General features: G+C 68.2%; 9 protein-coding genes. 1 reads left to right on the forward strand and 8 read right to left on the reverse strand.

From position 1 onward, the window contains the following. From NTX40_09195 to rplM, 7 genes are all read right to left on the reverse strand, one after another. On the reverse strand, window positions 1–1,723 hold a 1,723-nt coding region (locus NTX40_09195; GenBank protein ID MCX5649253.1), incomplete at its 3' end, for an efflux RND transporter periplasmic adaptor subunit. Continuing rightward, entirely contained in the window at window positions 1,692–3,383 is a 1,692-nt protein-coding gene (locus NTX40_09200; protein MCX5649254.1) for a TolC family protein, read from the reverse strand. The genes NTX40_09195 and NTX40_09200, both read right to left, overlap by 32 nt. Before the next feature lie 133 nt (window positions 3,384–3,516). Further along, complete coding sequence (locus tag NTX40_09205; protein ID MCX5649255.1) at window positions 3,517–4,767, reverse strand: amidohydrolase family protein; 1,251 nt, start codon at window positions 4,765–4,767, stop codon at window positions 3,517–3,519. Between the two features lie 183 nt (window positions 4,768–4,950). Beyond that, on the reverse strand, window positions 4,951–6,189 hold the full coding sequence (gene argJ, locus NTX40_09210; GenBank protein ID MCX5649256.1) for a bifunctional glutamate N-acetyltransferase/amino-acid acetyltransferase ArgJ: 1,239 nt from the start codon (window positions 6,187–6,189) through the stop codon (window positions 4,951–4,953). Beyond that, a complete protein-coding gene (gene argC, locus NTX40_09215) occupies window positions 6,186–7,193 on the reverse strand; it encodes an N-acetyl-gamma-glutamyl-phosphate reductase (protein MCX5649257.1) in 1,008 nt (335 codons plus the stop codon). Before argC ends, argJ begins: the two co-directional genes overlap by 4 nt. Before the next feature lie 184 nt (window positions 7,194–7,377). Next, complete coding sequence (gene rpsI, locus NTX40_09220; protein ID MCX5649258.1) at window positions 7,378–7,755, reverse strand: 30S ribosomal protein S9; 378 nt, start codon at window positions 7,753–7,755, stop codon at window positions 7,378–7,380. 51 nt (window positions 7,756–7,806) lie between these two features. Then, a complete protein-coding gene (gene rplM / locus NTX40_09225) occupies window positions 7,807–8,241 on the reverse strand; it encodes a 50S ribosomal protein L13 (GenBank protein MCX5649259.1) in 435 nt (144 codons plus the stop codon). A 337-nt stretch (window positions 8,242–8,578) separates the two neighbouring features. Between rplM and NTX40_09230 the strand changes: the two genes are divergently transcribed. Further along, window positions 8,579–9,355, forward strand: a complete 777-nt coding sequence (locus NTX40_09230; protein ID MCX5649260.1) for a 16S rRNA (uracil(1498)-N(3))-methyltransferase — start codon at window positions 8,579–8,581, stop codon at window positions 9,353–9,355. Window positions 9,356–9,403: 48 nt separating this feature from the next. On the opposite strand, the gene NTX40_09235 is transcribed toward NTX40_09230, so the two are convergent. Then, a partial coding sequence (locus NTX40_09235; protein MCX5649261.1) for a TIM barrel protein occupies window positions 9,404–10,234 on the reverse strand: 831 nt, incomplete at its 5' end.

A 10,234-nucleotide genomic window follows, 5' to 3' on the forward strand; every position in this document is an offset into this window, starting at 1 on the left:
CGCCTTCGCCGGTTTTCGCCGGCGCCCTTTCCTCCGCCCGCGCCTCCGTCCGGCTGCCCGCCTTGGCCGCCTCGCCCTGCTGCGACGCCTCCGGTGTCACCGCCAGCCCGGGCGCCTCCTCTTTCTTCGCCGGCGCCGACAGTTCCGGCGCCCCCGTCGGCTTGTACAGGTACACGGTCTCGCCTGCCTCGAGGCCCGACAGGATCTCCACGTTCCGGTCGTTCGACAGGCCCAGGTCCACGCGTCGAACCTCCGGCCCGCGCGCCGTCTTCACGTACGCCACCTGGTACCCCTTGTCCACGTAAATGCTCGAGACGGGCACCTGGAGGACGTCCGGCCGGTCGTCCACCAGGACCTCCACCTGTGCGCTCATCCCGGGCTTCAGTCCCTTCGGGGCCTCGTCGAGCGTGATCTGGGTCGCATAACTTTTCGCCCCTGCCGGCATCCACCATGCCGTCCGGTCCGGCATTATTGCTATCTTCGTCACGCGTCCCTTCAATCGCTTGTCCGGATAGGCGTCGATCGTCGCGTATGCCGGCGCTCCGTCCGCCACCTGTTTGACGACCGACTCGTGCAGTTTCACCTGGACGACCATCTCCGCCGGGTTCGGCAGTTTGATCAGCGTCTGCTGGTATCGCACCGTTGCCCCCGCCTCGATGGTGACGGTTTCCCGCCGATCGCCTCCCGTGTAGTAGACGACCATGCCCGGCTGCGGGGCGAGGATGACGGCTTTCTCGACTTGTTCGCGTGCCTTCGCCAGCAGCCGCTCCTCCTGCTCGAACGCATCTTTCTTCGCGTCGCGGTTCGACTGCGCGCTCTCCAATTCGCTCGCCGCACGCGCCTGCACGCGTGCGTATTCCCGCTTCGCCTCCAGCCAGTTCGTATACGCCTGCTCCGCCATCTTCGGGAACTCGTACGCCAGGAACAGTTCCAGCGCGGTCCGCGCCTGCTCCAGCGCCACCTGCGTCCGATGGTGCGCCAGTTCGTCCGCCTCCAGTTCGCTTCCGGTCACATACCCCTTGTCCTTCAGTTTCCGCGTCCACTCGACCTTGCTTGCCGCACGCGACAGTTCCTCGTTCGCCAGGTCGATCTGGCTCGCGAGGTCCCGCTTCTTCTGGAGCGCTTCGCCCCCGAGGGCCGCGTCCTCGGCCATCGCCCCGAAGTCCGCCGCCTCCCCCTCCGACACCAGCCGGTCCGCCACCGCTGCACCAAGGTACTTCTTCAGATCCAGAGCCGCGAACTTGACCTTCAACGCCGCCTGCGACAGCAGGCTCTCGTTCGTGCTCTGCTGGATCTCATACTGTTTCTGGGCCTGTTCGTAGGCCGCCTTCGCTCCCCGCCACACGCTCAACTGTTTCGTCAGCCGGTCCTGGACGTCCGTCGGGTCGAGTTCCACGAGTTTCTGGCCTTCCTGGACCATCGTGCCCTCTTCGATGACCCACAGGATGGTGCTTATGCCCTCGATCTCGCACTTGATGTCCTTCGACTCCTTGGCGTCCACCTCGCCGCTCTCGGCGATGGTGACGATGAACCGGTCGCGGGCGGCGCGCGTCGTCTCCCCGCTGCCGGCCCCTGTCGCCGACTCGCCGCTCCCCACGGCCCAGACGCTCAGCCCGACCAGCACCGCCATCGCCACCCCGCCGCCGGCTATCCAAAGTAGCCGCACCCGGCCTTTTCCGCTCACGGCCGCCTTAAGGGCCGACAGGTGTGAGGCTCCAGCCATGGATTTGTCCCTCGGGATCAACGACCAGGGTTCCCACGTCGCGCTGAAACTCCAGGCCAGCCACCGTGTGGTCCACCAGCGCCCCCGCCAGCGCGTTCTGCGCCTCGACGAACGCACGCTGCGCATCCAGGACGTCGCGCTGGCTTGCGCGGCCGGCCTGGAGCAGCAGTTCCGTGGACTCCACGCGCCGCTCGGCCAGCGCGACGCTCCGTTTCTGAATCGCGTAACTCTGCTGCGATTGTTCCAGTTTTCGGCACGCCTGACGCACGTCCAGCACCACCGTGTCCCGCAGCCGACCGTGCGTCCGCTCCGCCCGTTCCAGATCGATCTGCGTTTCGCGCAGCGCGTTGCGCTCCTGGAGCCGGTCCACCGGCATGTCGATGTCGAACCCGATCGAATACTCGCCCTTGTGGAACGCCAGGCGCGCCGACTGCGGACTCCGCAGCGGGTCCGAGGCGTAGCCGATGCTCGCCACCAGGTCCACGTCGCCCTTCAGGCCGTCTTCCGCCACCACGACCTTCCGCCCCGCGTCCTCGACGCCGTCCCGCGCGTTCGCCAGGTCCAGCCGGGTTTGGAGCGCCGTCGCGATGGCCTCCGGCGCCTCCACCTCGACCGGCTTCAGGCCCTCGGACGCCAGACGCTCGAGTTCCTTCGGATCCAGCGCCACCGCCGTCCCCACCGGAACCCCCAGCACGATCTTGAAGGCGTCCAGCCCGTTCTCATACGCCTGCCGCGCACGGATCCACTGGTCCCGCGCCCGCAGTTCATCCTGCCGTGCCTGGTCCACCTGAAACTCCGGCAGCCGCTCCGCTTTCGCCAGCCATTCCGCCCGTTCGCGGCCCTGGATCAGGCTCCGGTAGTTCTGCCATTCGTTTTGCACGATTTCGCGCTGCTCCAGAACCCCCAGGTACTGCGACGCCACGCTTACGGCGAACGTCTGCTCGTACCGCGCAAACGTCCGCACCGCGTACAGCCCGTTCCGCTCCGACTGCACCAGGTTTTCCTGCACCACCTTCCGGCCGGCGCCGCGCCAGAGCGGCTGATTTAACGTCCACGTAAACGTCGAGCCCAGCGTGTTCGCGAGATCCTTGTTCAGAAACTTCAGCGCCGTCAGGCCCAGGCTCCCCACGAACGTCGCCCCGTCCGCCAACTGCTGTGAAATCCCAACCTCCGCGCTGCCGTCGTACGTCCGGTCCCGCGCCCACGGGTCGTTATTCAGGTTCGCCGTTCCCGTCGCTAACGGGTGCGGACGGAAAAGGTACCGCTCGAACGTCAGCGTCAGCGCCGCCAGGTACACGTCCTCCTTCTGGCTCTGGTACTCGCGGCTCGCGCGGACCGCCAGCCTGAGCGCATCGGCCGCCGTCAGCACGACCGTGTTCGGCCCCTGTTCGGGAAGGGGCGGCGGCAGTTCCGCTCCCTCCAGGTCCGTCGGCACCTTCGAGATGCCCCCCGCGTCATTAGGCGCCCCTTCAAGGCGCGCCCGCACCTCGCGGTCCGGCTCGATGGTGAAAGGCCGCTCCTGGTCGAGCGCCCGCTCGTATTTCTTCGCCACAATGCCATACACTTCGCGGTCCGCGTCCGCCGTGTACCACTTCGCGCATCCCCCGGCGACCGCCGCCGCCAGGATAACGAGCACCAGATGTCTCGGGGCTGAAACCATCGTTCCGGTCTTCCATTCCGGGGTGTGAGGGACCAATCTACCATCCGCCGGCCTCGGCTGCAACAGTCGTTCCGGCCGGGACCATCAGCGCGCAAGAATCCCCTCACGCAGCCAAACGCCCATCCTCAACGGTTTATTGCGGGCAAGTGCCCGGCCGGGCCTGCCCGCCGAGGACGACTCTTGAAATGTTCCCTTCCCCCGCGAGGATCGCCGCCAGAGGTTCCTTCCCCGGCGCGACGGGGCCGACCACGCAGAAGTCCGCCCGCAACCCCTCGGCCAGGTCCCCCAGATCGTCGGCGAACCCCAGCGCCCGCGCCCCGCGCACCGTCGCCATCTCCAGAAGCAGCCGCGGCTCCGCGTCCGCCTCCCGCGCCGCGACGTACCGCATCTCGTCCAGGATTGACAGGCTCGGGCTCGACGCCAGGCTGTCCGTCCCCAGGCACACGTTCGCCCCCGCCGCGAGCAGCCGCCGCCACGGATGGTCCGCGTGCCCGAAGAACGCGTGGCTCCTCGGGCAATAGGCGACGCTCGAACCGCTCCGCGCAAGAATCCAGATCTCTTCATCCGTCAGATAGTTGCCGTGCGCCACGAGGACCGGGCCCGTGAAAAATCCCGCCTCCGCCAGCGCCGGGATCGGACGCTTCCCGAGCGGCGCCAGGTCCTTCGGCAAGAACCGCACGAGCGAGAGCCACTTGTGAAGGTCCCCTTGGCCGCTGCGCGTAAACTCAATCTCGTCCAGCGTCTCGTGCAGGTGGGCCGAAACGGGCCAGCCCCGCGCGTCCGCCTCCCGGCGAGCCCGCATAAAATCCTCGATGCCGAGCGTGTACGGAGCGTGCGGCGCCAGGCCCACCTCCAGGCCCGTTTGCGCCTTCAGGGCCTCCAGGTCCGCGATCCGTTCCTCTGTGAACTTCCGGCCGGCCTCGCCGAAGCGCAGCACCTCGCCGAAGACCCGCCAGCGGAGCGGGCCGCCGGCCAGCGCGTCGTCGAAGGCCGGCTCCGTCGTCACGTCCGCCCCCGCCACGGTCCCGGCCGCGAGGCTTTCCTCCGTCCCCTGCCGGACCGCCCGGCGAATCGCGCCCTTCGTCCGCGCCAGACGCCGCGCCGTCAGCCGGCCGATCCACGCCGCGAAGTGCTTCGTCGGCCGGAGCCTCCCCTTCATGTCCGACAGCGACAGGTGTGTGTGCCCGTTCACCAATCCGGGGAGGAGGGCCGAGTCGTCGAAATGCTTCACCCCGTCCTTCAGGCCGACGTGCGGTTGGAGCCGCGACCACCGACCCACGCGCGCGATCCGACCGTCGGCACACACGACGGCCCCGTCCTCGATGGGCCCCTCTCGGTTTGAGATGACCCAGCGGGCGCGATAGACGGCGGCGGATGAAGCCATGGATTGCCGTCCCGTTCGCGGGGCGCCGCCCCTTGAAGGTCTCGCTCCGTGCGTCAATGACGAATGACGAAACCCGAATGTCGAATGAATTCCGAATGACGAAATCCGAACCGCGCCTGCAGTATTTTGTCATTCGGGCTTCGGATTTGATTCGTCATTCGGATTTCGCCATTCGGATTTGTCCTACGTCGTGTATTCGGCGTTGATCTTGACGTAATCGTACGACAGGTCGCACGTCAGGCACCGCGCTTCGCCCCGCCCGGCCCCGAGGTCGAGGTGGACGGCGATCTCGCGGGCCTTCATCACCTTCCCGAGGGCCTTCCGGTCCGCCCCGACGGGCGTTCCCCGCTCGAAAATGACCACGTCGCCCAGCACGAGGCGCATCGAGTCGCCCGTGCTCGAGATGCCGGCGGCGCCGGCGGCCGAGACGATCCGCCCCCAGTTCGGGTCCTCCCCGAAAAACGCGCATTTGACGAGCGGGCTGTCCGCGATCGCACGGGCCGCTCGCCGCGCTTCCGCCTCACTCGCCGCACCCGTCACGCGGATGTCAATCACCTTCGTTCCGCCCTCCGCGTCCGCCGCAATCTGGTGCGCGAGGCTCGCGCACACGGCCGTGAGGGCCGCCTCGAATGCCGTCGCCTCGGCCGACCCGTCCGCGATCGGCCCCGCGCCCTTCATCGCCAGCCCGCTCGCCAGCAGCACCATCGTGTCGCTCGTGGACATGTGCCCGTCCACCGTGAGGCAGTTGAAGGTCGCCCCGGCCGCCCGGACGAGCATGGCCCGCAGGACCGCCGGTTCGACCGCCGCGTCCGTCGCCAGAAACGCCAGCGTCGTCGCCATGTTCGGCGCGATCATCCCGACCCCTTTCGCCGCTCCGCCGATCGTCACCGTTCGCCCGGCGATGCGGACCCGCGTCCCGGCCTGTTTCGGGCGCGTGTCGGTCGTCAGGATCGCCCGCGCGAAGGCCGCGTTGGCCTTGGGACCTGCCCCCAGGGCCGCCAGGGCCTTGGGGATTCCTGCCCGGACCTTCTCCATCGGCAGGAAGTGCCCGATGACGCCGGTCGACGCCACCAGCACCGCCTCCGACGGGCACCCGATCTGGCGCGCCACAAGGCCCGTCATCTCCTTGGCGTCGGCCAGGCCGCGCGCGCCCGTGCAGACGTTCGAGTTTCCGCTGGAGGCCACCACCCCGCGCATCGTCTGCCGCTTCGCCAGGTGCGCCCGGCTCACCTGGACCGGCGCGCCGGTCACCTGGTTGGTGGTGAAGACGGCGGCGGCGCTGGCCTCGGTTTCGCACACCAGGACCGCGAGGTCGGGCTTTCCGCTCGCCTTGATGCCGCAGGTCGCGGCCCCTGCGCGGAACCCCTTGGCCGACGTCACGCCGATCTTCGGATCCACCTTCGTCTGCTTCGCCCCGGTCATTTCAGACCCGCCGTTTCCTCGTGCCCGAACATCAGGTTCATGTTCTGAAGCGCCTGCCCCGCCGCACCCTTCGTCAGGTTGTCCACGACGGCGCTGATGACGGCCCGGCCGCCGACGGCCGTCGGGTAGATGTGGACGTAATTCGTTCCCGCGACGTGCTTCGTGGCGGGCGGCTCGGAGCGGACGACGACGAAAGGCTCGTCGTCGTACGCGTCGTGGTACATCTCGGCCACGTCCTTCGGCGCGATCTCGGACAACAGACGCGCGTAGATCGTCGACTCGATGCCACGGTCCATCGGCGCCAGGTGCGGCACAAAAAGCACGTCCACGCTCGTCTTGCCGATGAGCGAGAGTTGCTCGGCGATCTCCGGCTGGTGCCGGTGCGTCCCGATCGCGTACGCCTGGAGCGACTCGTTGCACTCCGGGTAATGCGTCAGGAGTTTCGGCGTCCGCCCGGCGCCCGAGACGCCGCTCTTGGAGTCCACGATGATCGAGTTCGGCGCCACGAGGCCTTGCCGCACCAGCGGCGCCAGGCCCAGGATCGCGCTCGTCGGATAGCACCCGGGGTTCGCAATCAGCCGCGCTTTGCGAATCTCCTCGCGGTACAGTTCCGGCATGCCGTAAACGGCGTGCTTGAGGTTCGCCTCATCGGCCGGGTGGCCGTACACCTTCTCGTAAAGGCCGGGCGTCTTCAGGCGATAGTCCGCCGAAAAGTCGATCACCCGCAGGCCCGCCGCAAGGAGCGGCGGGACGTACTGGAGGCTGACGCAGTGCGGCAGGGCGAGAAAGACGACGTCGCACGCGCCCGCGAGGCGCTTCGGGTCGGTCGGTTTGACCTCCAGGTCGATCCGTCCGGCGAACTGGGGAAAGATTTTCGCCAACGGCCCGCACTTCTCGGGCAGGTCCGCCAGTGCGACGATCTTCGCCTCCGGATGCCCCAAAAGCAGCCGCAGGAGGTCCCCCGCGGCATACCCGCTCGCTCCGATGATCCCGACGCGTGTCATCTGATTCCGCCTCCGCCTTTGTGGTTAATGGTGCGCAAGTGCCGTTTGCCCCGCGGCCGGGGGGCCGCCCGAGCGCCAAGCATTGTAAGGTCCCGCCCGGGGCCTGTCACGCGGAACGTGCGAGCAAAAAAGCGAGCGGCCCGGACGCCCGAGCCGCTCGTTCGAAATCCCGCCTGAATACCCGTCAGCGCTTGGAGAACTGGAACCGCCCGCGGGCGCCCTTCTGGCCGTATTTCTTGCGTTCCACCATCCGCGGGTCGCGCGTCAGGAACTGGCCGGCGCGAAGGATCGGCTCGAGGCTCGAATCCACCTGCCTCAGGGCCCGCGCGATGCCGAGTTTCACCGCATCGGCCTGGCCCGTCGGCCCGCCGCCCTTGACGTTCACCGAGATGTCGTAGCCTTGCGTCTGCTTCGTCGCCACCAGCGGGCTCAGGACGCTCCGCCGGTCCTTCGCCTCCTTGAAGTATTCGTCGACCGGCCGGCCGTTGATGACGAGTTGCCCTTCGCCCGGCAAGAGCCGGACGCGGGCGACGGCCGTCTTACGCCGACCGACGCCCCAGATTGGGTTGGCCTTCGTGATTTCCGTTGGCGCCTGCGACACGGTCTTGCGCTCCTACAGTTTGAGTTCCTGAGGTTGCTGGGCCTGGTGCGGATGCTCCGCCCCCGCATAGACCTTCAGTTTGGCGAACATCTGCCGGCCGAGGCGGCCCTTCGGCATCATCCGCCGAACCGCCAGTTCCACCGGCTGCGTCGGATGCTTCTCCATCATCCTCTCGAACGACACCGTCTTGTGCCCGCCCGGATAGTACGTGTACCAGTCGTACTCCTTCTGGCGGGCCTTTGAGCCCGTCAGGCGGATTTTCTCGGCATGGATGACGACGACGTAATCGCCGGTGTCCTGGTTCGGCGTGTAGGACGGGCGGTGTTTGCCCATCAGGATCGGCGCGATCTTCGCCGCCAGCCGGCCCAGCACCTGGTCCGTCGCGTCCACGACCCACCACGTCCGGTCCACCTGCTCCGGCTTGAGGAATTGTGTTTTCGTGTTCATCGCGTCGCTTTCGACTTCCGCCCCATGGCCCCACCCGGACCGCACCCGCAAGGAGCAGGCCCGCCGGGGGCTGAAAGGGGCGGCGGGCCAACAAGGCGGTCCCGCCAGCCCCGGCACAAGACCCGCAGTATAGAAGGACCCCGCCTGGCTGTCAAGCCCGAAACCCCGGCGGGTAGCGTCAAGTATTGTGTGTGATTTCGGGAAGCAGGTGCCAGCGGAGGAGTTGGCCGAAGACGGTCGGCCATCGTCGTCCTCCCTCGCCCCCCCGTTCGCGACATTCTACGGGCACGCCTGCGCGCGGGGCAGTATAATCCGCCTCCAGCTTTAGGACGACGCCATGGCCGAGACCGAAAAACGCCCCCGCTTCTTCGTGCCGGACCTCCCGGCTGAGGCGCCCGCCCGCGCCGAATTGCCCCCCGCCGAAGCCCACCACGCCCTGCACGTGCTTCGGCTGCGGGCCGGAGCGGCGGTGGAACTGTTCGACGGTCGCGGCCGGCGGGCCGAGGGACGCATCGCCGACGCCGACCGCCGACGCGTCGCGGTCGCGGTCGAACGGGCGTGGACCGAGAGCCGGCCGGCCCCCGGCGCGCCGGGGCTCGTCCATCTCGCGTTTGCCGTCCCGAAAGGGAGCCGGGCCGACTGGCTCGTCGAGAAGGCGACGGAACTCGGCCTGGCGTCGCTTCGGCCCACGATCTTCGAGCGGAGCGTCGCCGGAAAGGAACCTCTCTCCGCCGCCAAGCGCGAGCGATGGCTCGGCCACTGCGCGGCCGCGGCCAAGCAGGCCCAGGTCAACTGGCTGCCGGCCATCGAGGACGCCGCCCCGCTCGGCGACGTCCTCGCGCGGGCATCCGGCGCGCTTATCCTTGTCGGCGACACGACCGCCGACGCCATGCCGGTGCTCGAAGCGATGGCACGCCGCGCGGACGAGGAGATCCTTCTCGTCGTCGGACCCGAAGGCGGTCTTGCGGAAGGGGAGCGCGCGCTCCTGCGCGCGGCGGGGGCGGTTGCGGTGCGGCTCGGGCGGTCGGTGCTTCGCGTGGAGACGGCCGCGATTGCACTCGCGGCCGCGGTGATCGCGTCAGCCGAGGGCGCGGCGCCGCGCGGTGGGACGTGACCCGCCGCGTCCGCGGCGGGCTCGGGCGTTGGCTAAGCCGCAAGCGGCTTACGCCACGCCGAGGAGGATTTCCGTGAGGCGCTGGTCGATCCGCTCGTAGAGGAGCGGGCGTTTTGCCAGCGCGTCGGGGTCCAACTTCGCTTTGCGCAGCCGGTCGGCGGCCTTCGAGGAATAAGCGCCGAGCAACTCGTTATACTCCGCGCCCGGCGCGTTGTGCAGTTCCTCGAGCATCGCGCAGAGTTGCACGTCGGCGTTCACCTCGTCCACCTTGATCTCGAGGGCCTTGTACGCCCGCATGCACCGCTCGACGAAGTCCCACGGGTCCGCCTCCGTCCGGTACGGATGCGCATCGAAGGTCTTGCAGCCGGCGTACCCGTAGTCGGAAAGCAACTTGACGACCAGGAGCGCCTCCTTCGGATTGTCGGCCCCGAAACTCATGTCCTGGTCGTAGCGGAGCGGTTTCTGGGCGTTGAGGTGAATGTCCACGAGTTTTCCCGCTTCGAGGCACTGGGCGAACTCGTGCAGGGGGTTGAGGCCCGCCATCTTGATGTGCGCCCACTCGGGGTTCACGCCCACCATCTCCGGATGCGCGAGCGTCGCGATGAACGCCAGGGCGTGGCCGGCCGTCGCAAGGTACGTGTCGGACCTTGGCTCGTTCGGCTTCGGCTCGATGGAGAAGACCATCCGGTAGCCCTGCTCCAGAACGTATTCGGAGAGGAAGTTCATGCACTCGCGGAACCGCTTCAAGGCCTCGACGGGGTCCTTGCCGATGTCCACGTCGGTGCCTTCGCGCCCGCCCCAGAAGATGTAAACGCCGGCCCCGAGTTCCGCGGCCGCGTCGATGTTCGCCATCACCTTCTGCACGGCATAGGCGCGGAC

It is taken from the genome of Planctomycetota bacterium, assembly GCA_026387035.1.
Taxonomy (GTDB): Bacteria; Planctomycetota; Phycisphaerae; order FEN-1346; family FEN-1346; genus JAPLMM01.

What these genes read in the sequence shown, in the direction of transcription:
- argJ (MCX5649256.1), bottom strand. Translation starts at nt 6,189, where the DNA reads ATGACCGGGGCGAAGCAGACGAAGGTGGATCCGAAGATCGGCGTGACG.
- NTX40_09205 (MCX5649255.1), bottom strand. Translation starts at nt 4,767, where the DNA reads ATGGCTTCATCCGCCGCCGTCTATCGCGCCCGCTGGGTCATCTCAAAC.
- rplM (MCX5649259.1), bottom strand. Translation starts at nt 8,241, where the DNA reads ATGAACACGAAAACACAATTCCTCAAGCCGGAGCAGGTGGACCGGACG.
- argC (MCX5649257.1), bottom strand. Translation starts at nt 7,193, where the DNA reads ATGACACGCGTCGGGATCATCGGAGCGAGCGGGTATGCCGCGGGGGAC.
- NTX40_09200 (MCX5649254.1), bottom strand. Translation starts at nt 3,383, where the DNA reads ATGGTTTCAGCCCCGAGACATCTGGTGCTCGTTATCCTGGCGGCGGCG.
- NTX40_09230 (MCX5649260.1), top strand. Translation starts at nt 8,579, where the DNA reads ATGGCCGAGACCGAAAAACGCCCCCGCTTCTTCGTGCCGGACCTCCCG.